Genomic DNA, 25,655 nt, shown 5'->3' on the forward strand with positions numbered 1-25,655 from the left:
CAGCTTCTTGCCGACCCAATCGATGAAAAACCGCGCTTTTCCGGCCCTCTCGCTCGCGCTGTTGGCAGGGGCGACCTGCGCCGCCCCCAATGCATTGGCCGATCCTCCGCCGTTCGAGCTGACCGGCCCGGACCTCAGGATCGAGGTTACGCGCGGCGACAAGACGTTGCCGATTGCCAAGGTGCCGAGCCTCGCGGCGGGAGATAAGGTCGTCGTCCACGGCGCCTTCGCCGAGGACCAGGGCGCGAAGTTCGTGCTGGTCTCGGCCTTCCTGCGCGGCGCGACGAACCCGCCGCCGAAGGACTGGCTCGCCACGGCGGAAACGTGGAAGTCCAAGGAGAAGGACAAGGCGCTCACCCTGACCGTGCCCAAGGGCGCGCGGCAATTGGTGCTGCTGCTGGTGCCCGACACCGGCGGCGCCGAGGGCGTGCTGGTCGATGCGGTGCGGGGCAAGCCGGGCGAATTCGTGCGCGCCAGCCAGGACCTCAACCAGGCCTCGCTCGACCATTCGCGCCTCGTCGCCTTCATGGCCGCGATCCGGGCGCAGGGTGACGCCGGACCCGAATACCTGCGCACCGTCGCGCCCGTGCTGGCACGCAGCCTTTCAGTGAAACTGCAGGAGGATTGCCTGACCAAGGTGATCGACCAGCAGGCTTCGTGCCTCGTCCAGAACCGCGAGGCGCTGGTGCTGAACGACGTCCATTCCAGCTCGATCGCCGATACCTTGACCGGTACGCCCACGGACCTTGCCCTGCAGTTGAGCGCCACGCGCGAGGGCGGGGCGGGCTACTACAGCGCCTATATCGGCGTGGCGCGGGATATCGCGCGCATCTTCGGGGCGTTCAACAACCCCTCTTTCAACTATCTGCCGACGCTGACCGTCCGCAACGACGAGACGATGTCGTTGCTGCTCAATGCAGCGCCCTCGTTCCAGAAGCCCAAATCGGTGATGGTCGCCGCGCTGCCGGCGGTCGAGGCGGACATTCCGCCGCAGTTGCGCAGCCTGGCGAAGGGGCCGATCTGCGCTGCGGTGCCGGGCGCGGTGCTGCCGGTGGAAGGCGCGCCGCTGGTGTTCTCAACCCAGTTCGCGCACGCGGTGCAGGTCAGGCTCACTGCCGCTTCGGGCGAGGTGCTGGAAATCGCCGCCATGCCGCGCGCCGACAAGGGCGGCTATGTCCTCGGCGCCGAGAACCTGCCCGCCGCGTTCACCGGCACGGTCCGCGCGCATCTGCACGGCCAATGGGGCTTCGCGCCGTTCGAGGGGCCGGACTTCACGCTTCAGCGCCCCGGCGGCGACGGTTGGAAAGCGGCGGAGGGACCGGACGGCCTGATCGTCGGTCGCGAGAACGAGGTCATGCTCGAAGGCTCGGCCCCGGCCTGCGTCGAGGACGTGACCCTGCGGCAGGGCGGCGCCGCCACCCCGCTCAAGTGGACGGTACGAGAGGGCAACCGCATCGCCGTCACCGTGCCGCTGGAACGCGCGCGGCCGGGCGAGATGCGCCTCGAGGTGCGCTACCAGGGCGTCAAGGACCCCGCCGCCGTGACGCTGACCGCCCGGGCCGAGGCGAGCCGGCTCGATGGGCTGGAACTCCACGCCGGCGATACGCAGGGCGTTCTGTCGGGGCAGCGGCTCGATCAGGTGCGCGCGGTCATGGTCGGCGACGTCGAGTTCCAGCCGGACGGCCTCACCCGCGAAGGCGCGGCGGATCGGCTGCGGCTGGTCGCGCAAGGGACGGGCCGCGCGCCCGCCGAGGGGGCCCCGGCCAAGGCCACCGTCAGGCTCGAGGACGGGCGCAGCCTGCCGCTCCAGGCCCGCATCGCCTCGCCGCGCCCGCAGGTTTCGCTGCTCAACCGCACTGTCAACCCGGCGCCTGTCGCCAAGGGTGCAAGGACTCTGGATCTCGGCGATGCCGGCGATCTGCTACCCGACACCGGCGAGATGGTGTTCTCGGTGAAGGCGGGCCCCGGCACCCGCTTCGCTGCCTCCGACGTGATCGAGATCGCGCCTGCCGAGGGCGATGCGGTGGCAAAGCTGAGCGCGGGCAAGGGCCTCACGCTGGAGAGCGCGGAGGTTCTCGTGGCCCGGCTCAAGGGCGCGGATATTCCGCCCGGAACCTTTGGGCCCCTGCGTTTCCGGCTGGTCCACGGCGACACGCCAGGCAATTGGCAGCCGCTCGCCACTTTGGCCCGGCTGCCCGGCGTCGAGGACGTGGCCTGCGCCGAGGCGGAATGCACGGTGACGGCGCGCAGCCTATTCCTCGTCGATGCCATCGGTGCCGATGCCGGCTTCACCAAGGCCGCTACCGTGCCGCCGGGTTATACCGGGGGGGCATTCAAGGCTCCGCGGCCCCCGGACGGGGTGCTTCACTTGCGCCTGCGCGATGCGCCCAAGGCCCCGGTGACACTGCCGGTCGGATAGGTTCAGCCCTTAACCGGCTTGCCGAACGCATTGCGCAACTCGTCCTTCGCGTCCTTGATCACCTTGCGCTGGCGCTTGTCCAGATCGTCGCCCGCGCGATCCTCGTCGGGTCTTGTCCTCGAAGACATGCGGCTCGAGGTCGAGGGGGATCACTATGCTCGCCCCCGCCTTGAGACCATTTTGTTTGGGCGGTCATGGCATGAGCCTCCTGCAGTTCGGGTTTCCCGCCAGCTCCGATCACGGAACGGCGTTCCCATTGATCCTCCAGCATAATTACACCGGACTGCAGGAACTTTGGCCGATTTCGGCACTTACACGAGGCGCAAGCCCCCGATTATTGCCGGAGTGTAAAAATGGATCGTCCCTTCCCGGACCGCAGATCGCGCCCACTATCGCCGTTGATATTGGGAGTGGTCATCGGGATCATCGGGTTGGTGCTGACGATCGGCGGGGCGTGGCTCGCGCTGCTGGGAGGCTCGGCCTACTACGTGCTGGCGGGGCTGGCGATGGTCGCCTCGGGCGCGCTTCTTTTCCGCCGCCGCATGCTGGGCGGCTGGATCTATATCGGCGTCTTCGTCCTCACCGTGCTCTGGGCGCTGGCCGAGGCCGGCACGAACAACTGGGCGCTGGTGCCGCGCGTGATCGCGCCGCTGGTCCTGCTGGTGGCGGTGCTGCTGGTCATGCCGACGCTGTCCGTCCATCCCCATCGCTGGAGGCTGGGCCTCGGCGCGAGCGGGGGAGCGCTGGCGCTCACCGTGGTCGCCGCGCTGGTCTTCGCGCAGATGGCGGAGACGAAGCCCGCCTTCGACCTTCCCGCGCTTGGCGCCGAGATGGGCGATCCTTCGCTCGCCGCCGCCGGAGACGACTGGCCCGCATACGGCGGCAGCGACAGCGCACGGCGCTTCTCTCCGCTCGGCCAGATCACGCCGGAGAACGTCAAGAACCTCAAGCGCGCCTGGCTCATCCACACCGGCGACATGCCCTCCGACCCCAAGATCGCCAAGACCTACGGCGGCGAAAACACGCCGCTCAAGGTCGGTGACATGCTCTACGTCTGCTCGCCCAAGAACATCGTGCTGGCCCTCGATCCGGCGACCGGCAAGCAGCGCTGGAAGTTCGACCCCAAGGTCTCGGACGAGGCGATCCCCTATACCGCCGCCTGCCGCGGGGTAAGCTACTATGCCGTCCCGGACGCACCGGCCGACCAGCCCTGCGCCAGGCGCCTGATCTACGGCACGCTCGACGCGCGCCTCTTCGCGCTCGACGCCCGCACCGGGCAGCGCTGCACGAGCTTCGGCGCCAACGGCGAGGTCGACACCAAGATCGGCATGGGCAACACCCCCGCCGGCTACGTTTCGATCAATTCGCCGCCGACGATCGTGAAGGGCGTGGTCGTGACCGGGCACCAGGTGCTCGACGGGCAGGACCGCTGGGCGCCCTCGGGCGTGATCCGCGGCTACGATGCCGTCACCGGCAAGCTGCGCTGGGCCTGGGACATGATGCACCCGGACTGGAACGGCTATCCGCCGACCGGCCAGACCTGGGCGCGCGGCACCCCCAACATGTGGACCATCGCCAGCGGCGACGAGCAGCTCGGCCTCGTCTACCTGCCGATGGGCAACGCGGCGGCGGACTACTATTCCAGCCTGCGCCGCCCCGAGGAGAAGAACTTCGCCACCTCGCTGGTCGCGCTCGACGTGACCACCGGCAAGCCGCGCTGGAAGTTCCAGGCCGTGCGCAACGACGTGTGGGACTACGACTTCGGCGCGCAGGCCAGCCTTGTCGACTATCGCGGCACCCCGGCGCTGGTGCTGCCTTCCAAGCAGGGCGACATCTATGTGCTCGACCGCAGGACCGGCCGTCCGCTGACCCCGGTGGGCGAGATCAAGGCCCCCGGCGGCGGCGTCGAGCCCGAGCAGCGCGCGCAGACCCAGCGCGTGTCGCTGTGGCACACGCTGCGCAAGCCCACGCTCACCGAGCGTGACATGTGGGGCATGTCGCCGATCGACCAGATGGTCTGCCGCATCCAGTTCAGGAAGGCGAGCTACAAGGGCTTCTTCACCCCGCCCGAGAGCGACCGCCGCTCGATCGAGTACCCCGGCTACAACGGCGGCACCGATTGGGGCGGCGTGGCGATCGACCCGCGCCGCGGGGTGATCGTCGCCAACTACAACGACATGCCCAACTACGTCCGCCTGGTCCCCCGCGCCGAGGCCAACAAGAAGGGCTGGGCCCCGCGCGACCAGGCCCGCGGCAATATCGGCGGCGCCGAGGGCGCGGGCGATCCTCAGGCCCACACGCCCTATGCCATCGACGTCAACGCCGGCTGGCGCCTGCCGCTCACGGGAATGCTGTGCAAGCAGCCCCCCTACGGCGGCATCCGCGCCATCGACATGGCGAGCGGCAAGACGATCTGGGACCGCCCGCTCGGCTCGGCCCGCACGAACGGACCCTTCGGCATCCCCTCGATGCTGCCGTTCGAGATCGGCACGCCCAACAATGGCGGCTCGGTGGTGACGGCGGGCGGGGTGATCTTCGTTGCCGCGACGACCGACAACCTGATCCGCGCCATCGACCTCAAGACCGGCAAGATGCTGTGGAGCGACGTGCTCCCGGCGGGCGGGCAGGCGACGCCGATGGTCTATGCGGTGAACGGGAAGCAGTACCTGGTGATCGCGCCGGGCGGGCACCACTTCATGGAGACGCCGATCGGCGACGAGGTGATCGCCTACGCTCTGCCCGGCTGACGAGTTCCGGCAAACGGCAAACGGGGGGCCTTGCATCCGCAAGGCCCCCCTCTTTCGTTTTAGCGGGAAGGCTTCCGCGGCCGCTCGCGTCAGCCGCCCAGCGCGACGAGCCTATCCGGGGTGAGCATGGCCACCGAGGGGCAGCCCAGCTGGGCCATCGCGGCTTCCAGTTCGGTGCGCATCAGGTGGATCATGTGCGCCACCCCTGGCATCCCGGCGACCGCGAGCGCATGGAGCTGCGGGCGGCCGACGAGCACCGCCGCCGCGCCGAGCGCCAGCGCCTTTACCACGTCGGTGCCCTGCCTGACGCCGCCGTCGAGCAGCAGCGGCACACGCCCTTGCGTTGCTTCGGCTACCGACTGGATCAGTTCAATCGCGCTGGGCAGGCCGTCGAGGACCCGGCCGCCGTGGTTGGAGACGATGAGGCCGTCCGCGCCCTCGTCCACTGTGCGGCGGGCGTCTTCTCCCAGGACCAGCCCCTTGACGAGGATCGGCAGCGTGGTGACGCCGCGCAGCCAGGCGAGGTCGGCCCATTTGGGTGCGGCGTCGGTCAGGGGAGTGCCGAGCAGGATGCGCCCGCCCGGAACAGAAACTTGGCGCGGGCGGGGCATTCCGGCGAGGTTCACCGCGTCCACGCCCGGAGGCAGCGTCATGCCCGCAGGCTTGAGCGCGGCGTCGATTGTCAGGACGATCGCCTCGTAGCCCGCCGCCTCGGCGCGGCGGACGAGTTGCAGGCTGTGTTCGCGCTCGGGCTGCAGGTAGAGCTGGAACCACAGCGGCGCGGCCGGGCGCTCCAGTTCGCGGCCTAGGGAATGCGCGGCGGCGGCGATATCCTCGATCGTGACGCTGGCGAGCGTGCTGACGACCATGCCGGTGTCCAACGCCGTGGCAGCGCGCACTGCCGCCAGTTCGCCGTCGGGATGCGCGAGGCGCTGGTAGGCGATCGGCGCGAGCAGGATCGGCGAGGCGTGGCTGCGGCCCAGCAGCTCGATCCGGGTGCCGCCATCGAGGTCCGCCATTGCGCGGGGCAGCAGGCCGATGCGGTCGAAGGCGGCCCGGTTCTCGTAGAGCGTGATCTCGCGGCCGGCGCCTTCCTGGATGTGGCGCCACGCCTCGGGGGTGAGGTGCTGCGCCGCCCGCAGCTCGTAGTCGGCAAGGCTGCGCAGGTCCTCCGGAATGGCGGAGAGGGGCGGATGGCTCACGTCGCCGACCACTGTCGCAGGAGGTTGTGGTAGACCTGCGTCAGCGAGTCCACCGAGGCATGGTCGGGGTGGTCGGTGGCGACCGCCTGAATGGCGCCGTCCAGTTCGAACATCAGCCGCCGCTTCTCGGGCGACGCGACGAAGCTCTGGGTCCAGAAGAACGAGACGAAGCGCGTTCCTTTCGTCACCGGCATGACGCGGTGAAGGCTGGAGCCGGGATAGACGATCAGGTGACCCGCGGGCAGCTTGATCGAATGGGCGCCGAACATGTCCTCGATCACCAGTTCGCCGCCCTCGTATTCCTCGGGATCGCTGAGGAACAGGGTGCTCGAGACGTCGGAGCGGAGGTGCTCGCCGGTGCCGGGGATCGGGAAGATCGCGTTGTCGACGTGGTTGCCGTAGTGGCCGCGCCCGTCATAGCGGCTGAAGCGCGGCTGGAGCACCTTTGCGGGCAGGGCGGCGGCGATGAACAGCGGCGTCTTGGCGAGCCGGTCGAGCACGCGGTCTGCAAGTTGCTTCGCCAGCGGGTGATCGAGCGGGAGCTGCTCGTTTTCCTTGACGCGGGCGGCGCGGTGGCCGGCGGTGGCGCGCCCGTCCGTCCAGTCGGCGCCTTCGAGCGCGGCGCGGATCTCGCGCACTTCGGAAGCGTCGAAAAGTTCGGGAATTTCGATGACCATACGGTCTCTCTCGCCCAATATCGGGGCGGTGACAATGATCGGGATCAAAGGAAAACCCGGCGGACGCACTCGGTGAGCGCCCGCCGGGTCCCCTTCAGTATTACATCTTCGCGGTCAGGGTCAGGACCGCCGAGCGGGCATCGCCCGGGGTGGCCCAGCCGTTGTTGCGGATGCGCGTGAAGTACAGCTTGTCGCCGATGTTCTTGACGTTGAGCTGCGCAGAGAGGTTGGGCGAGAACTCATACGCCAGGTAGCCCTGGTGGATGAGGAAGTCGTCCGACTTGACCGCTCCTGCCGTCGGCGTCGCGGCCGACAGCAGGAAGCTGCCCTGATAGGTGAAGCCGTAGCCGACCGTCAGGCCGAACGGCAGGCGGTAGGTGGTGAACAGGCTGCCCGAGTGCTTGGGGGTCTGCGGCAGGTACTGGTCGCCGCCCGGGTTCGGATTGGCGGGGGTGTTGGTGCAGGTGCCGGTACCGGGATTGGCAAGGCAGTTGTCCGAGACCGACTGCAGCAGCTTGGCCTTGAGGTAGGTGTAGTTCGCGGTGATCGTCCATGCCGAAGTGATCGCGCCCGAAGCACCGAGCGCAATGCCGTCCACGCGCGACTTGCCGTCGAGCTGCTGGTTCGGAACGGTGGGATCGCCCGAGACGACCGCGTACTTGTCACGCTCGTTGCGGAAGCCCGATGCCGTCAGCAGGAGGCCGCCGTCGAACAGTTCGCCCTTCACGCCGATCTCGTAGTTCTTCGCCGATTCCGGGCTGATGTTGCAGGTCGTGTTGACGACGCCGGGCGTGTCGGCCGTGCACGAACCGTTGACCGAGTTCTTCGACGGCGTCTTGGAGTTACCGTAGGCGGCGTAGATGCTGACTGCCTCGATCGGCTTGTAGTTCAGGCCGACGCGGTACGAGAACAGCGTGTCCGAGTTCCTGGCTCGGATCCCAGGCGTGACCTGGCCCTGGGTCACCGTGGCGGTGGTGGTGGCAGCGATGGTGTCGGTGCGCGAAGTGCCGCTGTTGCGCTCGAGGCGCGCGCCGCCGCTCAGCTCGAATTTGCCGAGCTTCATCGTATCGAACAGGTAGCCCGCGACGTTGGTCTGCTCACCGATGGTATGGCCGGTGCGGATAAAGTTGACCGGGCCGGTGTAGACATTGCTGCCGTAGGTGAAGGCAGAGGTCGCCGGGCCGACGACCACGTCGTTCGGGTTGTCGATGTTGATGAGCGGCAGGCGGGTGAAGGCAGCAGTGCCGTCGGCGTTGCGCAGCACGTTGCCGTTGTAGAGGTCGTACTTCTCCCAGGTCGCGGCGACGCCGACGTTGACGGTGTGCTCGATCGCGCCGGTGTTGAACACGGCGTTGACGTCGAACTGGTCGAACATCAGCTGGTTGCGAGTATCGCGCGTAGTGCCACGCGGACCGGTCGGATAGTAGTAGCCGGCGGGGACGCGCACGTTGTTGGGCGCGGCGGTGGTGCCGATGTTCACTGTGCAGGCGCCGCCCGTCGGCGTCAGGCCGCTGGCGAGGCAGTAGGTTCCCTGCGGCGGGTTGACCTGCGTGAGCTGGCGCGAATCCTGCCAGCGGGCGAGGTTGCGGACCGAGACGGTGTCGCTGAAGTCATGCTCGAAGATCGCGGTGAGCGCGTCGACGTTGATCTTCTGCTTATCGACGTTGCGATAGCCGAAGTAGTCGCTGCGATCGACACCGGGGACGCGGGCGCCGGCGTAGTACGGCACGCCGTACTGCGGGATGTTATCGTCTTCCTGGTGGTTGTACTGCAGCGTCAGACGGGTCGGGCTGTCGATGCCGATGGTGACCGACGGGGCGACGCCCCAGCGCTTGTAGTCCTCGACATCGCGGCCCGGGACGTCGTTGCGGTGCCACATCGCGTTGAGGCGGAAGGCGACGAGGTCGTTGACGCGCTTGTTGAGGTCGACGGTGGCGCGGTAGTAGTTGTCGGTGCCGATGCCGCCGGTCGCCAGGTAGGCGTCGTCGGCCTTCGGCCGCTTGGTGACGATGTTGATGTTGCCGCCCGTCGACCCGGCGCCCGAGATGACCGAGTTCGCGCCGTTGGTCACTTCGACCTGGTCGAGGTTGTAGGAGTCGGTGCGGGTGATCTGCGCGCTGTCGCGCACACCGTCGATGGTGATGTCGTTGCTGGCGCTGTAGCCGCGGAAGGTGATGTTGTCGCCGGGACCGGTGCCGCCCTCACCGGCGCCGAAGGTGATGCCCGGCACGGTCGAGAGCACGTCGCGCAGGGTGAGCAAATTCTGCTGCTCGATCACTTCATTGGTGAGGACCGTGATCGTCTGCGGCGTATCGCGGACGGTACGCGTGCGCTTGGGCGATTCCAGCTTGCGGCCGGGCTCTTCGGTGATCGCGGTGTCGGACACGGTGACGCCGCCGAGGCTGCGTTCCGCGCCTTCCGCCTGCTGCGCATGGGCGACGGGCGCGAAGGCCGGCGCGATGCAGGACAGCGCAAGGAACGTGCGGCGGGCAGCCGCCTTGGAAGGCTTGAGTGACATGTTTTCCCCCTGATGTGGTCGCACTTGACGAGGGGCTGATATTGAGAGTCACTCTCATTATCAAGGCATGAAATTAAAAAATGTTCGCCTGCTATTTACGTACGGATCGCGACTCGCGGTAAAGTCACACTGACGGCTCAGAGAGCGGCGGCGCCGCCCGTTTCGGCAGGTGCAAGCAGAGCGCCAAGGGCAGGGCTGATCCATTCGGCGAGCGAGTCGCCGGCGCGCGCAAGCATGCGCACCGCGAGCCGTTCGCGGACTGCCAAGGTCTGTGCGGCTGCGGGAGCATGGACACTCAGCGCCGTCGCCCAGGCGTCCGCCAGCATGGCTGAGGCGTGGATCACGCTGACCGAGGCCGCGTGTTCGACGGCCGATCCGCCGCGCGGGTCGATGGTGTGCCGCCCGCGTACGTAGTCGCCCGAGGTGGCGACGGCGAGCTGATGGAGCGCCACGCGCAGGGGCGCAATGCCGGCGGCAGGGGTCTCGAGGTCGACCCACCAGGGATCGCCATCAGGCCTGAGGCCTAAGCCGACCAATTCGCCGCCGATCTCGACCAGCGCATGATGACACCCGCATTCGCGCAGGAGCAGGGCGAGGGCGTCCACCGCAAAGCCTTTGGCGATGCCGGAGAGGTCGAGGTGAAGACCGCCGGGTTGGCGCAGCCGCCGTGCGGCACGGTCGTAAGCGAGCCTTTGGAAACCGGAAACGGCCCGCGCGGCCGAGATCTCGGTGGGCCGAGGTGCGCGCGCGGCCTGCACGGGCCCATGGCCCCAGACGTTGACGAGCGCGCCGATTGCCGGATCGAAGGCGCCCGCGGAGCGTTCCGCCACGTCGAGCGCCGCCGCCATTACCAGTGCGAAGTCGGCGGGCAGGGGCAGCCACTCGCCCGCCAGAGCGCGGTTGAAGCAGCCGAGGAGCGAGCCCTCGCGCCAGTGGCTCATCTGCGCGAGGATCGCCTCGAGTCGCGCCTCGATCGCGGCCACCATGGCGGCGCGGTCGAAGCCGGGGGGCGCGGCGAGCTTGACGCACCAGGTCGTGCCCATGGTCTCGCCGCCCATCTCCGCGATCGGGGCGTCCTGCCGCCAGGTGGCGAAGCAGGACGGATCAATCGCGAGCGGGACGGCGAAACGCATGGGGTCTGTAGTCAGCCGGAGGCGCGGATCAGGGCGCGACGACTTCGAGCGTGCTCGTGAACGTCATGCGGCGGGTGGCCGCGCGCTTGTCGATGGGCTTGGCGTCCTCGGCGCTGGCGCTCATCCAGTACATGCCGGCGACCGGCCACTTGATCTTCAGCACGCCGTCGGCGCCGGTGATCAGTTCCTGCGCGTCCTCGGCCTCGCGGTACTTCTTGCCGCCGGGGATGAGGGTGACCTTGACGCCCGCGGCCGGCTTGCCATCGATGAGGAAGCGGAAGCTGGCTTCTTCGTCGGATACCAGCGCGTCGGGGTGGGTGATCGGATCGAATTCGAGGCCCTTGCCGGTCGTGGCCAGCTTCGTCGGCGCGTCGGCCGAGACGTAGACCGCGTAAGTCGACAGCGTCTCGCTCAGCTTGATGTCGGTCGCATCGGCCGGGATGTCGGCGACGGTCGCGACCATCCGCATGGGCTGGCCACCGGGGCCACCGGGACCACCGGGGCCGCCCATGGGGGCGCCGGCCGGACGAGCACCCGCGCCGGGAGCACCACCAGGAGCGCCGCCGGGCGCGCCCGGAGCGCCGGCCGGGCGGCCGCGTCCGCCGACGCGCCACTGCTCGGCGCCGACCTTGAAGGTGCCGCCGATCGAGGAGCGCTGCATGCCGATCTTCCAGGTGCCCGGCTTGTTGATCGCGACGTCGAAAGTACCGCGGTACTTGCCCTTGGACGGGTTCTCGATCTTGGCTTCGGTGCCGTCGGGTGCCCAGACGCTGACCTGCGCCGGGTCCATGGGCTGGTGGTCGGGGTAGAACAGGTCGTTCGAAACGGCCGCGTCCACGGTGACGTACTCGCTGGTGCCGGCCAGCGTCGTGGTCGAGGGCAGCAGCCACATGCGGTGGGCAAGGGCAGGCGTGGCGAGCGCGGAGGACGCGGCGGCGATCATCATGATAGTGCGAAAGCGCATGGAAATTCCCCTGTTGGTAAGCGGATGGTCAGCCTGTCGGCGACCGGATCAGCGGATGGTGATGGTGCCCAGCTCAGTCTTGCCCGATGCCGAGCCGCCCTTGGCCGGGACCGAGAACGGCACCGAGACCAGCTCGCGTCCCCCCGTCTCGCGCGCGGCCTCGACCTTGAGGACGTACTGGCCGGCGGGAAGGTTGGCGGGGATCGGCACGGTGTAGCTGCCCGGCGCGCGGGTCGCGCCGCTGAGGCCGTCGGCGGGCATCTTCATCGTGTTGCCGCCCTTGCGCCACCAGGAGCGCAGGTCCGCCAGCCACTTGGTGCCGGGCTCGCGGCCGGCCTTCTTGACGTCGTACCACACGAAGATCGTTCGCGGCGCGCCACCGGCGACGGGCTCGATCCAGCCCGCAACGTAGGGCTTGTGGTATTCAGCCACCTTGATCTGCGGGATGGTGATGGTCACCGAGGCGGCAAGCGCAGGGCTGGCGACGACGGCGCCGGCGAGCAGGGGCAGTGCGGGCAGAAGGAGGTTTCGGGTCATCACGGGCTTTCTCGTCAGTGGATGAACAGGAGCGCCAGCAGCAGCGGCGCGATGAGGCTGAGGCCGACCAGCGGCCAGGTCATTGGCCGGTGCCGTGCGTGGAGCTGGAGGAGGAGCAGGCCAGTCAGCGTGAACAGCACGCAGGCGACGGCGAAGAGATCGATGAACCAGAACCAGGCATCGCCGGTGTTGCGGCCCTTGTGGAGGTCGTTCAGGTAGGAAATCCAGCCGCGGTCGGTCACTTCGGCGGCGACGGCGCCGCTCGCGCGGTCGATGCTGACCCAGGCGTCGCGCCCGGGGCCAGGCATGGCGACGTAGACTTCGTCGTCGGCGGACCAGTCTGCGGGGCGGCCCGAGGGATCGAGGGGCACGACGGCGGCAACGGCCTTGGAAACCTCGGCGGGCAGCGGGTCGGCGGCGTCACCCGGTGCATGCAGCTTGCCGAGCAGGGCGGGCGGCAACTGGCCCGCGCTCTTGGTCACCACCGGCTCGGCGCCGATCGAGGTCGCGTGGTTGAGCGTGATGCCGGTCACCGAGAACAGGAACATCGCCGCCAGCGAGATCGCCGCACTCGCCCAGTGCCAGGTGTGCAGCTGCTTCAGCCAGAAGGCGCGGGCCTTCTTGTTCTTCTTCGCCGCGGGTTTGGCCGGCTTGGGCCTGGCCACGGGCGGGCCCGCCGAATTGCCCGTCACCCGCTGGTCACCGGGGCGTTGTTCAAGGGCATCGGCAGCTTCCAACGTGTCGTTTCCTTCGTCATTCAGGGAAGACGGCGCCGGCGAACGCCCGGTCGATTTTGCGCCGCCCGGAAAGGGTGTGCCCTCTGGACGAGCCGGTGCTTAGTGTATATGCAAATCACTCGCAATAGTGGTTGGCAGGAGATTACAATTGGCGACACTCGCGGTTCCCACAGTGGATGAGTTCGCCCATATTCCGGCCTTGGCAACAGGTTTGGACCCGTCATACGAAAGCGCCGGGGGGCCATATGAGGGACTGCGCGAATCGCCCAGGATCGGCGGCGGTTCCTACGAACGCGCGGTGTACCAGCCGTCGAAGAATGCGCGCCCGATGGCGCTGCTGGCGTCGGCGGGGGCGATCCTGGCGATCGTCGCGGCGATGGCTACGCTCAACATCGTGGCGATGCACAAGGAGCGGGCGCGGCTGACGACGGTCGACATCCGCGAACTGGACGTGACGCCGCCGCCCCCGCCCGAGCAGACCAAGCTGGATACGCCCGAAGCGGCGAAGACGCAGACGGTCGCGCCCAAGCCGATGATCGAGCTGCCTTCAGCGGGCCCGGTGCAGGTCATGGTCGACGCGCCGCCGCCGCCGGCCCCGCCGACCGTGACGAGCGAGGGCACCAAGACGGCCGCAGCGCCCGCCGCCGCGCCTGCCTCCACCACGCTCGAAGGCGGCGACCTTTCGAGCAAGGTGCTGTTCGCCAAGCCGCCGACCTACCCGACCGAGGCGCGCCGCGCGCGAGAGCAGGGCACGGTGAAGCTGCTGGTGCTGATCGGGACCGACGGCAAGGTCTCGGACATCAAGGTAGCCGGCAGCAGTGGCAGCGACCGCCTCGACCGCGCCGCGCTGCAGGCGGTGAAGCGCTGGCGCTGGCAGCCGACCATGAGCGGCGGCACCGCCATGGTGGTGCGCGGCTACGTGACGATCCCGTTCGTGCTGATGGCTTCGGCCTGAGAGCACGGGAGGCCGAAGGGCGTCACGCAGCCCTGAACCTCGATCGCCTTGGCGGGATTTGCGCAGTGCGTCGTCGATCCTGATGGATCTGACCGGCGCTCAGGCCCGGTCTTCCAGCGAGGCATGCAGTACCCGCATCGCCTGTTCGAGCTGCGCCGAGCTGTAGGGCTTGTCGAGCAGAACGGTGGGCCGGTGACCGGTGGCCGCGTCGTAGCCGCCGCTGGCGATGGCGTGGGGGATGGCGCGTGCGGAGACTTCGGCGATGATCGGGTCCGCCTTTTCGCCGCCGAGGTTGAGATCGATCACGGCGACGTCGTAAGCCTCGTTCCGGGCACCGTCGAGCGCGGCCGACAGCGTGGCATAAGGGCCGACGACCGTGCAGCCGAGGTCGTCGAGCATTTCTTCCAGAAGCATCGAGACGAGGAATTCATCCTCTGCCACGAGAACCCTTAGCCCCTTGAAGTTGGATATTTGCTCAGACATCGTCGGGCCTTTAATGATGCGCGCGGCATCGAAGTGTGTTTGGGAACTATTGGCAGTCGTCCGCCCCCGCTGCAAGACCCTCAATTGCCGATGATTTCGCGGATCCGCCCGGCGAGCACGTCCATGGCGAACGGCTTGGTAATCATCGCCATGCCGGGCTCGAGGAAGCCCGAGGCCATCGCCGCGTTCTCCGCGTAGCCGGTCATGAACAGCACCTTGAGGTCGGGGCGCGAGGCGCGGCCGCCGTCAGCGACCTGGCGGCCGTTGAGGCCGGGAAGACCGATGTCTGTGACGAGCAGGTCGATGCGCCGGCCGGACTGCAGGACCGCGAGGCCGGAGGGGCCGTCCGAAGCCTCGATCGCGGTGTAGCCCAGTTCGTCGAGCACCTCCAGGATCAGCCCGCGCACGACGGGTTCGTCCTCCACCACCAGCACCACTTCGCCGTCCTGCGCGGACGGCGGCGCGTCGCGGTGCGCGTCCTCGTCGAGCAGCCCCTCGGCGCCATGGTGGCGGGGGAGGTAGAGCTTGATCGTGGTGCCCTTGGCTTCCTCGGAATAGATGCGCGCGTAGCCTTCAGACTGGCGCGCGAAGCCGTAAATCATCGACAGGCCGAGGCCGGTGCCCTGCCCGATCGGCTTGGTCGTGAAGAACGGCTCGAAGGCGCGGGCGGCGGTCTCGCGGCTCATGCCAACGCCGGTGTCGGTGATGGCGATGCACACGTATTGCCCCGGCTTCACGTCGCGCTGGAGCGAGGCGTAGTGGCCGTCGAGGTGGGCGTTGCAGGTCTCGATCGTCAGCTTTCCGCCCCTCGGCATGGCGTCACGGGCGTTGATGACGAGGTTGAGGATCGCGCTTTCGAGCTGGTTGGGATCGCAGCGGGTCTGCCACAACCCGCCCGCCAGCACGAATTCCAGTTCGATATGCTCGCCCAGCGTGCGGCGCAGCATGTCCTCCATCGAGGCGATGAGCGGGTTTGTCCGCACCGGCCGGGGGTCGAGCGGCTGGCGGCGCGAGAAGGCGAGCAGCCGGTGGGTCAGCGCTGCGGCACGCTCGGCCGAGGTGCGCGCGCCGGCCAGCCAGCGGTCGAGGTCCTGGGTCCGGCCCTGCGCAAGCCGGTTGTGCATGACGTCGAGGCTGCCGGTGATGCCCTGCAGCAGGTTGTTGAAATCGTGGGCGATGCCGCCGGTCAGCTGGCCGACCGCCTCCATCTTCTGCGACTGGCGCAGCGCGTCCTCGACCGCGCGCTGGTCGGTAATGTCGCGGCCGACGGCGTGGATACGGCGCTCGTCCGGCACGGCGGTCCAGGCGAGCAGGCGGTAGTCGCCTTCCTTGGTGCGGTAGCGGTTCTCGAAGGCGATCGTGCGCACGCCGGCGGACAGCTTGGCGACTTCGGTGGCGGTCTGCTCGCGGTCGTCGGGGTGGACGAAGGCGGCGATGCGGCGGCCCAGCATCTCGCCCTCGTGCCAGCCGAGCAGGCGTTCGGCGGAGGGATTCACGGCCGTGATCAGCCCGGTGAAGTCGCAGACCAGCATGAGGTCGCGGCTGATCGTCCAGAGGCGGTCGCGGTCCTGCGCATAGGCGGCCTCGGCCTGCTTCTGCGCCTCGATTTCCGTATTGGTGCCGACCCATGCGGTGATGGCGCCGCGCGCGTCGGCCAGCGGCAGCGCGCGCGAGAGGTGCCAGCGGTAGGTGCCCTCGGCGTCGCGGAGGCGGAATTCGGTGTCGAACACCTCTCCGCTGGCGAGCGAGTCCTTCCAGCGGCCGAGCACGGCGGCGCGGTCGTCCGGGTGCAGGAGCCGGGTCCAGCCGGCGCCGTCGAGAGTGCCGCGCGGCTCGCCGGAATAGGCGTAGACACGGTCGTTGAACCAGTCGAGCCCGCCGTCGGCGCGGGCGGTCCAGACCTGCGTCGGCATGTTCTGCGCCAGGGCGCTGAACTGCGCCTCGCTGGTCTCCAGCGCGAGCTGGGTGCGGCGGCGGTCGGTGACGTCCTGCACCACGCCGACCATCCGCACCGGCCGGCGTTCCGCGTCCAGCTCGAAGTCGGCCTTGCGCGAGACGATGCGCTCCTCACCGTTGTCGGCGCGGCGGATGCGGTACTCGACGTCGAGCGGGGTGGCGGCGTCGTGGCGCCGGGCGATGTTGGAGATCGTCGCGCGGTCCTCGGGGACGACGAGGTTCTCGAAGATTTCCGGAGGGACCGGGCCGCGCTGCTCGACGCCGAAGATGCGGCAGAATTCGTCGGTGCCGCTGATTGTGTTGCGGGCGATGTCCACCGAGAACAGGCCGACCCCGCCCGCCACCTGCGCCCGGCGCAGCTGGTCCTCGCTGAGGCGCAGCGCGGTCTGCGCCTCGTGCTCGTGCGTGCGGTCGCGCATGAGCTTGACGAAACCGATGGGCGTGCTGGCGGCACCCCGCAGCGGGGTCATCTCGCTCAGGCCCCAGAACCGCTCGCCCGACTTGCGAAGGTGCCAGCGCGCGTCGTGGGCGCGGCCCGTCTCCATCGCCTCGCGGCGCTTGGCCGCGGGGCGGCCGGCGGCGCGGTCCTCCGGCGTGAAGAACACCGCCATCGGTTGGCCGAGCATTTCCGCCTCGGTCCAGCCCAGCATCGCCGCCGCGCCCGCGTTCCAGAGGGTGACGTGGCCGCCGAGGTCCGTCGCGACGATGCCGTAGTCGACCGCGCCGTCGAGGATCTGGCGGTTGTACTCCTCGCGCTCGCGCAGCAGCACTTCGGCGCTGGCGCGCTGGATGTGCGCCCAGGAGCGCTCGGTCACTTCGCGGATGACGCCAAGTTCGTAGTCGGTCCAGGAGTGCGGCGCCCGGTCGTGGATCGCCATCAGCGCGGTGAGGCGGCCCTGCTTGACCAGCGGCACGCAGATGGTCGCGGCGATGCCGATGTCCTGGAAGGTCTTCGCTTCCTCGGGCGGCAGTTCCGCCGCGTTGTCGTTGACGATGAGCGGGCGCCCGGCGTTCAGTTCGCGCACCGCCAGCGCCCCGAAGTCGGCAAGGCTGTAGTGCCCGACGATCGAGGGCGAGCCGGGCGCGTGCCAGTTGCCGTGGATGGTGAAACCGTCCCCGTCGTCGTCCATGTCGGCATAGGCGCAGTTGCTGAGGCCAAGGTGCTCGGCGGTGAGGCGGGTGGTGATCGCCAGGATCTGGTCCGCGCCCCGGCAGTCGGCGATGGCGCGGCCGAGTTCATCGAGGAACCGCAGGCGGGCCTCGCTTTCCTGCAGGGCTTCGGCGGCAAGCCGGGCCTGGGTGGTCTCGATCACCACGGCGATGACCCCGGCGGGCTTGCCGTCGTCGCCGGGCACGGGTGAATAGTCTAGGTTCATCCAGACCCGTTCGGGCCGGCCGTCGCGGTAGAGGGTGAGGACGTGGTCGCGGTAGCTCAGCGTCTTGCCGGCGAGGCCCACGCGCATGACGTTGTCGTTGAATTCGGCGACTTCGTCCCAGCCATCGCGCACGTTCGAGCCCAGCAGGCGCCCGTCGCGCGCTCCGGCGAATTTCGCATAGGCGTCGTTGTAGAGCATGACGCCCTCGTCGCCCCAGAGCAGCACCAGCGGGACGGGAGAGGGCAGCATCATGCCCACGGTATGGCGCAGGCTGAGAGGCCACTGCCCGATCGGACCGACCGGGGTCGACGCCCAGTCGTACTCGGCGATGCGGCGTGCGAGTTCGCCACCGAGTCCCATGAACCCGTCGCCGATCTCATTCCTGCGCGTCATTGCCCCTCAGCTTCCCTTCGCGCGCGATCGACGGAGCTTCCGTGCATGCGTCACGCGGGAACACATCACGCAGGCATCGGTTCCCGGTCAACACCTTATCGCCCGCTATCCAACCATCGCCGCCCCGCAACGGGACGTCCGATCGCAGGCGGCACGATGCAACCTGATGCCTCCGGCGCGCGTAGGCGGAAGATGGATCATTGCCGTCGCCCCAGGGCGCGGAGGAAAGGACGAGGAACATGTCGGGCGGAGGCGAATACGAACCCCAGGATTCGCGCAAGGTCGTCGGCACCGCTGGCGATCCGGGCAAATCGTGGCGCGAGCAGGAGGATGCCCGTGCCGGGCGCGGCGAATACGAGCCGCGCGACCAGCGCAACGTGACCGGCCAACCCGCCGAAGAGGACGACCGTTGGCGCAAGGACGAAGCCGAGCCGCCCAAGGCAGGCGGCGAGCCGTCGAAGGGATCGCGCGAGGCTGTCGGCCCCACCTGACTGTCAGCCGTTAGCGGCCATCGGGAAGAACGCGAGTTCGCCGGGAGCGGAGGAAGCGACGGGCCGCAGGCTGGCTCGGTTGCGCCCCTCGCTCTTGGCGTCGTAAAGGCTGCGGTCGGCCCGCAGGTGGGCGTCGGGCCATCCTTCAATCCCGCCGCGCAGCGCGGCACAGCCGATGCTGAGGGTGCCCGAGTTCTCTGGCCCCATGCGGTTTGCAAAGCCCGAGCAGAGGCCGTGCGCGAGGTCGAGCGCGCGGGCTTCGTCGAAACGGGGAAGCACGACGGCGAACTCGTCCCCGCCGAACCGGCCGATGATCGCGGCGGCGGGACTGCGCAGCTTCAGGTACTTGGCAAGCGCGACCAGCAGGCGGTCGCCTTCCTGGTGCCCGAAGCGGTCGTTGACGGACTTGAAATGGTCGACGTCGATCAGCAGCAGGGCGCCGCAGTCCTGCGGCTGATCGTCCGCGTACAACGCCTTGAGACGTTCCTCGAAGCCGCGCCGGTTGAGCAGGCCAGTCAGCGGATCGCTCTCGGCAAGGCGGGTGACCCGGTCCTCGCGGCGGCGGCGCAGGGCTCCCGCGATCGACATGGCAAGCGCCACCGCGACGAGCACGCCTTCGAACAGGGAGACCACGATCATCGTCCCGGCATAGCTGGAGAGGCTGACGAACGCGCCGGGCACGAAGGCGCAGAGAGCCTTGAGGGTGTAGAAGCTGCCGTGGAACAGGAAGGTGTACGCCAGCATCCGGGTCTCGGACCCGCCGGACCCGGACGCGGGCGGCAGCACGCTCGCAGCCTTGAGCGAAAGCACGGCGACGAAGCCGGCATTGAACAGCGACATGAGCTGGTCACGGTCGCCCAGCGCGGCGTCCAGCCCGGCGTACCCCATGAGGGCGCAGCACAGCACCGGCGTGAGGAACCAGGCGCGGGAAATCCTGCGGCCGGAAAACGAGGCGGCGCCGTGAAGGAACGCGAGATGGGCAAGGGGCACCATCGAATTGGAGATCCACACGCCGACGAGGAAGGAACCCCCCTGTCGCAGCGGCGCCAATGAGGAGCCGACGACGATCGACAGGAAGCCCAGCGCGAAGCTCAGCAGGAAGCGCTCGCCAAGGGTCCGCCACTCAATGAAAAGGAACGCCGCCGCGACGAATGCGATGGCATTCGTCATCAGCAGCATGGTTTGCGCGTCAGCCGCCATGAAATCCCGGAATCCCGACAATCGATGGGGCTATGTACCGCATTATCCTAAACAAAAGGTGCACCTTGACGCCCGGCCAGCTCAATCCGGAAATCGGCGTTGCGACGGACGCCATTCCCGGTGCGCCGGACAGTGGATCACTTGGGCGCAGTCGGCCGTTTCAGTGGCATCGTGCCGAGGGAGAGGGGTCGCAACCCGTCATGCCCGATCGGCGCGCACATAGAACCTAGACCAAGGAGAGCATCCATGAATCGACGTGACCCCAATGCCGGCAGCCGCCAGGCCGGTGGCTATCGCAGCGACGACAGCTCATGGGATTCGCCCCGTCAGGCCAACCAGTGGCAGGGAGACGTCAACCGCCAGACCGGCTCCGGCTGGGAAAACGACGAGAACGAGCGGACCGACCATTTCGGTCAGGGCCGTCAGTCCGAAGGCCGCTACATCGGTGACCTCCACGGCGAGAATGAAAGCGCCAGGCTGCGCCAGGACGATGCGGCGCGCGATCGTGGTTACCGTGGACGTGATCGCGGCGGCTTCGGTCAGCGCGGCTACAACGAACCCGTCTACGGCGACAGCGGCTATGGCCGCGGCGGCTCTGTAGAGCGGGGCTACCGCTTCTCGGGCTCGCAGGGTTCGCGCGGCGCCGAGTATCCGGCGCGCTCGTTCGACGCCAGCGGCGGCAGCGACTTCGGCAGCTTCACCAGCGAGGACTACGGCGGCCGTGATTCCTCCGCGCGCGAAAGCGCGGGCCTGAGCGGCGGCCTACACCCCAGCAACTCCTACCGCCCGAGCTACGGCCCCGGCAGTTGGTCGCGCGGCCGCGACGCGGACGAGGACCGCAGCTGGCGCGAATACGGCGAGCGCCGCGGCTTCCTGCAGCGCGCGGGGGACGAGGTCGCCAGCTGGTTCGGCGATGACGACGCCGCCCGCCGGCGCGAGGCCGACCACCGCGGACGCGGTCCCTCGGACTACACCCGCTCCGACGAGCGCATCCGCGAGGATATCAACGATGCCCTGACGCACGACTGGCGCGTCGATGCCAGCCATGTCCGGGTGCAGGTCAAGGACGGTGAAGTCACGCTCGAAGGCACGGTCGACAGCCGGCAGGACAAGCGCCGCGCGGAAGACGTGGCCGACGGCGTCAGCGGTGTCCGCCACGTGCAGAACAACCTCCGCCTCGCCAGCACCTCGAGCGACCGCACCACCGGCCGTTCGGGTCTGACGGTAGGGACGAGCACGCCCGGATATTCGCACACCGCGACCAGTGCGTCCTCCGCCGCCGCCAAGGACACCTCCGGCAGGGGTTCATGACCGCTTAGGTGCAGTCTATGTCGGGTTCGGGTTTCAGCCGTGATCCGGCGTGGAAGGGGAGCCTGTGGGCTCCCCTTTTTCGTGCAAAATCAGACGTTTCGTGTCACGCAGCGGAAGCCTATGTGGGTGGTGGAGGTGTCGATCATCTCCGGATGCCGCGCTGCGGGTCGATAGCGCTGGCAGTAGTTCGCCGCACACAGGTGCGACCCTCCCTTGATGACCTTGCGCCCGATCCGCACCCCCGGTTGCGCCGGGTCGAAGCTGTCTTTGAGCTTGGCGCCGCGCGGGTTGCTCAACGCGCAGCAACCGCCGGATGGCTTTGAAATTGCAGGCTTTTCGCTCCACCAGTCGCGCGTCCATTCCCAGGTATTGCCGATCATGTCGACGAGCCCGTAGCCGTTCGCCAGGTACGTCCCGACCGGCGAAGTCCGCTCCCACCCGTCGAGCATCTGGTTGGCGAACGGGAACAATCCCTGCCAGTAGTTCGCCATCATCACCCCACCCGGCGCCAATTCGTCCCCCCAGGCATAATCTCTGCCCTCAAGCCCTCCCCGAGCGGCATATTCGAATTCCGCTTCGGTCGGCAGGTCTTTGCCCGCCCACTTCGCGTAAGCCTCAGCATCGGCGTAGGCGACCTGCACGACAGGGTGCTCCCAGAGCCCCAGGCTTTCGATATCGCTGCCCACGCCCAGGGGCTGGCGCCAATAAGCACCGAACGTGAAATTCCACCAGTTTCCGGGGTTTGTGGTGTCCACCGGTGCCGTAGTCTTGCCGAAAACAAGCGATCCGGCGCGGTCCATGCCGGCCAGCATGCCGGGATAATCCTTGGGATCGGGCGCGACCTCGGCGACGGTGGTGTGGCCGGTAGCCTCGACGAAGGCCGCGAACTGGCGGTTGGTCACCGGGGTCCGGTCCATCCGGAAGGCATCGACCGAGACGCGGCGCAAGGGGGCTTCCTCGGGGTAGAACGTCTCCGAACCCATGGTGAAGGTGCCCGCCGGGATAACGACCATGTCGTCCATTTCGGCCGGTTTGGCGCTATCGCGTCCGATGTCGATGCTCTCCATGCGATAAGGCCTTTCCTGCCTCGGGTTTGGCCTCTACCTAGAGCGCACGGCGGGGCAGGACAACCGCCGCGGACGGCACGCAACCAAGCGTCGCCAGAGAATTTTATCGCCGGGAAAAGTCTACCGCGCCAGCGGAGACCGTACTCTTCGCCAGATGTCAGTGACTTACCGGGGGCTTATCGCGTTGCGCGGCTGGATACTCTTTCAGCATGAACTCGACCCGGCGATCCCGGAAGTGCCCGAGGTGTTCCGCTTCCAGGAGGCGGCCGGTGCGCTCGGGATAGAGCTGCACGTCTTCCAGCCGCACCGCTTCGAGATGGTGGTCGGCACCGGCAGCGACTGGGCGATGAAGTACCAGGGCGTACCCGTGGAGCGCCCGGACTTCGTGATCTGCCGCACTGGCGCGGAGACCGATTACTTCACGCTCGCCCTGCTGCGCCACATCGAGCGGCGCGGTGTCCGGCTCGTCAACGGGCCCGAAACGATCGAGACCGTGTCCGACAAGCTGCACACGCTCCAGACGCTCAACCGCGCGGGTCTGCCGATCCCGCGCACGATCCTGGGCACGTTCCCGATCGACGTCGACCTCGTCGAGCGTGAGCTAGGCTTCCCGGTGATCGTCAAGACGCTGAAAGGCACGCGCGGCGCCGGTGTCCTGAAATGCGAGGACCGCAGCCAGTTCGAGGATCTCGCCGGCCTTCTCGAAAGCGCCGAGGCCAAGGCCGACTTCATTCTCCAGCACTACGTGCGCGCCAGCCACGGCCGCGACGTGCGCGTGCTGGTGGTCGGCGGCCGGGTGGTCGCGGCGATGGAGCGGCGCTCGCTCACCGGCGGGTTCAAGTCCAACGTCTCGCTGGGCGGCGTCGGCGTTGCCTACAACCCGCCGCAGGAGATGGCCGAACTGGCGGTGCAGGCCGCCGACGTGCTCGAACTCGACATCACCGGCATCGACATCCTCTTCGACGAGGATGGTTACCGCATCTGCGAGGCCAATTCCGCGCCCGGCTTCCAGGGGCTAGAGCGTGCGACGGGCATGGACGTGCCGACCTCGATCCTCGAATGGGTGGTCGCCACGCAAGACGCCGTGCGCGAACGCGCGCCGCTCCCGGCCGAAAGCACGGCGCTTGCCGACATGGTGTTCGGCGGCCGTTCGGGCCTGCGCTCGCTGACCGATCGCAACACCGAGTTTCGCCGCTTCGCCAGTGCCGTGGGCCTGCGCATGATCGCCGCAGGCATCGGCGCGCTCGTGCAGGCGAGTTTCCCGCCGGTGCTGGTCGACCGCCGCAGCCCTACCGGCGTGGGCCTGCGCAGCCTGTTCGAAGGACGCATGGCGTCGGAACTCGCCGACCTCGACGACCGCGCGCAGGAGCGCACCCTGCTGGTGGTGCTGACGGTGGCGCTCTGGGCCGCGGTGCTTCCGTGGCTGGCTGGCGCGGAAGCGATCGTGGGCGGCGTGCTCTCCATTCTGGCGCTCAGTTTCCCTGTGCTGTTCCTGCTGACCGCGCCCGCAGGCAGGTTCGGCAAGGTGCGGCGACGCAAGGGAGGCGGCGCATGATCGACTTTTCGGCAATCCCCTGGGCCGAACTGGCGCCGTTCATCGTCGCGGGTTTCCTCGCGCAACTGGTCGACAGTGCGCTTGGCATGGCCTTCGGGGTCATCGCCAATTCGCTGCTCGTGGTGCTGGGGCTCCCGCCCGCGATGGCGTCATCGGTCACGCATGCGGTGGAAAGCTTTACCAGCGGAGTTTCGGGCATCTCCCATGCCCTGCAGCGCAACGTGGACTGGCCGCTGTTCGCGCGGCTGGTGATTCCCGGCATCGCCGGCGGGCTGGCCGGGGTCTGGGCGCTGACGCACCTACACCTGGGGTTCGTGCGGCCGGTAGTGCTGGTCTACCTGGCGGCAGTGGGCATCTACCTGATCTGGAGCGGGGCGCGGCGGGCGCAGGCCTACCGGCGCATGCGCATGGTCGGGCCGCTGGGGCTGGTCGCGGGCTTCCTCGATTCGTTCGGCGGCGCCTGGGGACCGGTCACCACCGGCAGTCTGATCGCGCAGGGGATGACCCCCCGCATGGCAGTCGGCACCGTCAACGCGGCCGAGTTCTTCATCAGCGTCACGGTGCTTTCAGCCTTCATCGGCACCCTGGGGGTCCAGTTCTTCGCTATTGCCGCCAGTGGGCTCCTGGTCGGCGGCGTGATCGCTGCGCCCATCGGCGCGCTGGTGACGCGGCGCGCCAGCCCCCAGAACCTGACGCAATGGATCGGCGGCGTCATGGTCCTGCTCGCACTGTGGGGGCTGGTGTCGCTGACCTTCGCTCCGGTGCCGCTGCTGCCCCGGATGTGACCTAGCGAGCGGCCTCCGGGACCGGTCGCGTCAGCCGCCCGCCGCTCAGCACCTTGGCCGCGCCGGGTGCGACCTTCAGGAGCAGCTGCGCAAGCGCCACCACCGCGCCCAGGATCAGGAACGGCTGCGCGAGCAGATATAGCGGATAGAGCGGCGATCCCAGCTTGCCGGTGAGCTTGCCGATCAGCGGCCCGAACAGCCACAGCAGTATGAGGTGCGCGCAGAAGTAAAAGAACATGTACGGCTCGACCCGCTGGAGGACCGCAGACGCGCGGGTTCCCGCGATGGTCCAAGTCAGGCGCCACACGGCGAGCGAGGCGGCGATGCGCACCGTGAGGTCCAGCGCGGCCTCGCGCAGGGTGTCAAACGGGCGGACGTCACCCACCGTGACGTACAGGTGGATTGGCATCAGCACGAGGAACGGCAGCGCCGCCAGCCACAGGGGTCGCTCCACGGCACGGTCGGCAAGGTTGGTGCGGCGCGCGATGATGCCGATGGTGAAGAACATCAGGATCGAGGCGCGCAGGATCACTGGCGGTCCGATGCCGAAGATGTGGGACAACCCGGAGGCGACCGCGACGGCGGCGAGCGCCCGCGTCGGCAGCCTCACCAGGAGCGGGGCGAGTACCATGCACAGGAACAGGTCGCGCAGGAACGGCATCTGCACGTTGATGTCGGGGGGATGGGTGAGGATCAGCACTTCCTCGAACACCCAGCGCACCGATTGCGGCATGGGCGCCGCGAGGCCAAGTTGCCACGCCGCGCCCGAGACGAGCACGATCGCCAGCAGGTTCCACAGCACCATGGGCAGCAGAATCGTGCGAGCCTTGCGGCCAATGTGGCTGCGCCAGTCGCGCGTGCGGCTCGATCTGGCGACCAGCCAGCCCGAGATCAGCCCCAAGAGCGGCACTGCGCTGCGGCCGAACACTTCCATCAGTATCCAGCGCAGGACTTCCTGCGGCGTGCCCCGCGCCAGTTCGAGGCTGTATCCGTCGAGACCCGTCCATGCGTGGACGTAGACGACCCCGGCGATGCAGACGACACGAGCGATTCTGATGGCATCGGACCGGCGCCTTGCTCGGTCTTCCGGGCTTTCGCTTATCGTTTCAGGCAAGCAGCGTCCTGCTCATCGTGGTCCCTCGTCCGGTA

At 68.4% G+C, this 25,655-nt stretch carries 20 protein-coding genes; 7 read left to right on the plus strand and 13 right to left on the minus strand.

Annotated elements, in window-relative coordinates; genetic code table 11:
• The first annotated feature begins 22 nt into the window (after nucleotides 1-22).
• The gene (locus PMI02_RS10890) at nucleotides 23-2,419 is read left to right on the plus strand and encodes a hypothetical protein (protein WP_007682502.1); all 2,397 of its coding nucleotides are present in this window, start codon (nucleotides 23-25) and stop codon (nucleotides 2,417-2,419) included.
• A gap of 2 nt (nucleotides 2,420-2,421) precedes the next feature.
• Here PMI02_RS10890 and PMI02_RS27060 read toward each other — a convergent pair whose 3' ends face one another.
• Entirely contained in the window at nucleotides 2,422-2,547 is a 126-nt protein-coding gene (locus PMI02_RS27060) for a DUF3175 domain-containing protein (RefSeq protein WP_157222475.1), read from the minus strand.
• A gap of 225 nt (nucleotides 2,548-2,772) precedes the next feature.
• Between PMI02_RS27060 and PMI02_RS10895 the strand changes: the two genes are divergently transcribed.
• Complete coding sequence (locus PMI02_RS10895) at nucleotides 2,773-5,166, plus strand: membrane-bound PQQ-dependent dehydrogenase, glucose/quinate/shikimate family (protein ID WP_007682503.1); 2,394 nt, start codon at nucleotides 2,773-2,775, stop codon at nucleotides 5,164-5,166.
• Between the two features lie 89 nt (nucleotides 5,167-5,255).
• Here the strand turns inward: PMI02_RS10895 and PMI02_RS10900 are convergent, their stop codons facing one another.
• The 7 genes from PMI02_RS10900 to PMI02_RS10930 all read right to left on the minus strand — a co-directional run bounded on the left by PMI02_RS10900 (nucleotide 5,256) and on the right by PMI02_RS10930 (nucleotide 12,889).
• Complete coding sequence (locus PMI02_RS10900) at nucleotides 5,256-6,368, minus strand: alpha-hydroxy acid oxidase (protein ID WP_193372884.1); 1,113 nt, start codon at nucleotides 6,366-6,368, stop codon at nucleotides 5,256-5,258.
• Nucleotides 6,365-7,045 (minus strand): Fe2+-dependent dioxygenase, encoded by a 681-nt coding sequence (locus tag PMI02_RS10905; protein ID WP_007682505.1) that lies wholly within the window; start codon nucleotides 7,043-7,045, stop codon nucleotides 6,365-6,367. Before PMI02_RS10905 ends, PMI02_RS10900 begins: the two co-directional genes overlap by 4 nt.
• A 100-nt stretch (nucleotides 7,046-7,145) precedes the next feature.
• Nucleotides 7,146-9,563 (minus strand): TonB-dependent siderophore receptor, encoded by a 2,418-nt coding sequence (locus PMI02_RS10910; protein ID WP_007682506.1) that lies wholly within the window; start codon nucleotides 9,561-9,563, stop codon nucleotides 7,146-7,148.
• Between the two features lie 137 nt (nucleotides 9,564-9,700).
• A complete protein-coding gene (locus PMI02_RS10915; protein WP_007682507.1) occupies nucleotides 9,701-10,696 on the minus strand; it encodes an FAD:protein FMN transferase in 996 nt (331 codons plus the stop codon).
• 28 nt (nucleotides 10,697-10,724) lie between these two features.
• Complete coding sequence (locus tag PMI02_RS10920) at nucleotides 10,725-11,660, minus strand: DUF4198 domain-containing protein (RefSeq protein ID WP_007682509.1); 936 nt, start codon at nucleotides 11,658-11,660, stop codon at nucleotides 10,725-10,727.
• A 48-nt stretch (nucleotides 11,661-11,708) separates the two neighbouring features.
• Nucleotides 11,709-12,197 (minus strand): DUF2271 domain-containing protein, encoded by a 489-nt coding sequence (locus PMI02_RS10925; protein WP_007682511.1) that lies wholly within the window; start codon nucleotides 12,195-12,197, stop codon nucleotides 11,709-11,711.
• A 14-nt stretch (nucleotides 12,198-12,211) separates the two neighbouring features.
• On the minus strand, nucleotides 12,212-12,889 hold the full coding sequence (locus tag PMI02_RS10930) for a PepSY-associated TM helix domain-containing protein (RefSeq protein ID WP_369751223.1): 678 nt from the start codon (nucleotides 12,887-12,889) through the stop codon (nucleotides 12,212-12,214).
• A 244-nt stretch (nucleotides 12,890-13,133) separates the two neighbouring features.
• Here PMI02_RS10930 and PMI02_RS10935 point away from each other — a divergent pair, with 244 nt between their 5' ends.
• Nucleotides 13,134-13,889, plus strand: a complete 756-nt coding sequence (locus tag PMI02_RS10935; protein WP_238539054.1) for an energy transducer TonB — start codon at nucleotides 13,134-13,136, stop codon at nucleotides 13,887-13,889.
• Nucleotides 13,890-13,988: 99 nt separating this feature from the next.
• On the opposite strand, the gene PMI02_RS10940 is transcribed toward PMI02_RS10935, so the two are convergent.
• Together PMI02_RS10940 and PMI02_RS10945 are read right to left on the minus strand one after the other, a co-directional pair.
• Nucleotides 13,989-14,372 (minus strand): response regulator, encoded by a 384-nt coding sequence (locus PMI02_RS10940; RefSeq protein ID WP_007682514.1) that lies wholly within the window; start codon nucleotides 14,370-14,372, stop codon nucleotides 13,989-13,991.
• A gap of 80 nt (nucleotides 14,373-14,452) precedes the next feature.
• Nucleotides 14,453-18,097: a PAS domain S-box protein gene (locus tag PMI02_RS10945; protein WP_007682515.1), complete on the minus strand. Its 3,645-nt coding sequence runs from the start codon at nucleotides 18,095-18,097 to the stop codon at nucleotides 14,453-14,455.
• A 239-nt stretch (nucleotides 18,098-18,336) separates the two neighbouring features.
• Here PMI02_RS10945 and PMI02_RS10950 point away from each other — a divergent pair, with 239 nt between their 5' ends.
• On the plus strand, nucleotides 18,337-18,588 hold the full coding sequence (locus PMI02_RS10950; protein ID WP_007682516.1) for a hypothetical protein: 252 nt from the start codon (nucleotides 18,337-18,339) through the stop codon (nucleotides 18,586-18,588).
• 3 nt (nucleotides 18,589-18,591) lie between these two features.
• Here the strand turns inward: PMI02_RS10950 and PMI02_RS10955 are convergent, their stop codons facing one another.
• The gene (locus PMI02_RS10955; RefSeq protein WP_007682517.1) at nucleotides 18,592-19,788 is read right to left on the minus strand and encodes a GGDEF domain-containing protein; all 1,197 of its coding nucleotides are present in this window, start codon (nucleotides 19,786-19,788) and stop codon (nucleotides 18,592-18,594) included.
• A gap of 246 nt (nucleotides 19,789-20,034) precedes the next feature.
• Here PMI02_RS10955 and PMI02_RS10960 point away from each other — a divergent pair, with 246 nt between their 5' ends.
• Nucleotides 20,035-21,099 (plus strand): BON domain-containing protein, encoded by a 1,065-nt coding sequence (locus PMI02_RS10960; RefSeq protein WP_007682518.1) that lies wholly within the window; start codon nucleotides 20,035-20,037, stop codon nucleotides 21,097-21,099.
• 89 nt (nucleotides 21,100-21,188) lie between these two features.
• Here the strand turns inward: PMI02_RS10960 and PMI02_RS10965 are convergent, their stop codons facing one another.
• The gene (locus PMI02_RS10965) at nucleotides 21,189-22,112 is read right to left on the minus strand and encodes a formylglycine-generating enzyme family protein (protein WP_036503441.1); all 924 of its coding nucleotides are present in this window, start codon (nucleotides 22,110-22,112) and stop codon (nucleotides 21,189-21,191) included.
• A gap of 208 nt (nucleotides 22,113-22,320) precedes the next feature.
• Between PMI02_RS10965 and PMI02_RS10970 the strand changes: the two genes are divergently transcribed.
• Together PMI02_RS10970 and PMI02_RS10975 are read left to right on the plus strand one after the other, a co-directional pair.
• On the plus strand, nucleotides 22,321-23,721 hold the full coding sequence (locus PMI02_RS10970) for a RimK family alpha-L-glutamate ligase (protein ID WP_007682520.1): 1,401 nt from the start codon (nucleotides 22,321-22,323) through the stop codon (nucleotides 23,719-23,721).
• Nucleotides 23,718-24,506: a sulfite exporter TauE/SafE family protein gene (locus PMI02_RS10975; protein WP_007682521.1), complete on the plus strand. Its 789-nt coding sequence runs from the start codon at nucleotides 23,718-23,720 to the stop codon at nucleotides 24,504-24,506. Before PMI02_RS10970 ends, PMI02_RS10975 begins: the two co-directional genes overlap by 4 nt.
• A gap of 1 nt (nucleotide 24,507) precedes the next feature.
• Here the strand turns inward: PMI02_RS10975 and PMI02_RS10980 are convergent, their stop codons facing one another.
• The gene (locus PMI02_RS10980; RefSeq protein WP_007682522.1) at nucleotides 24,508-25,620 is read right to left on the minus strand and encodes an acyltransferase; all 1,113 of its coding nucleotides are present in this window, start codon (nucleotides 25,618-25,620) and stop codon (nucleotides 24,508-24,510) included.
• Between the last annotated feature and the right edge of the window lie 35 nt (nucleotides 25,621-25,655).

Source organism: Novosphingobium sp. AP12 (genome assembly GCF_000281975.1).
Lineage (GTDB): Bacteria > Pseudomonadota > Alphaproteobacteria > Sphingomonadales > Sphingomonadaceae > Novosphingobium.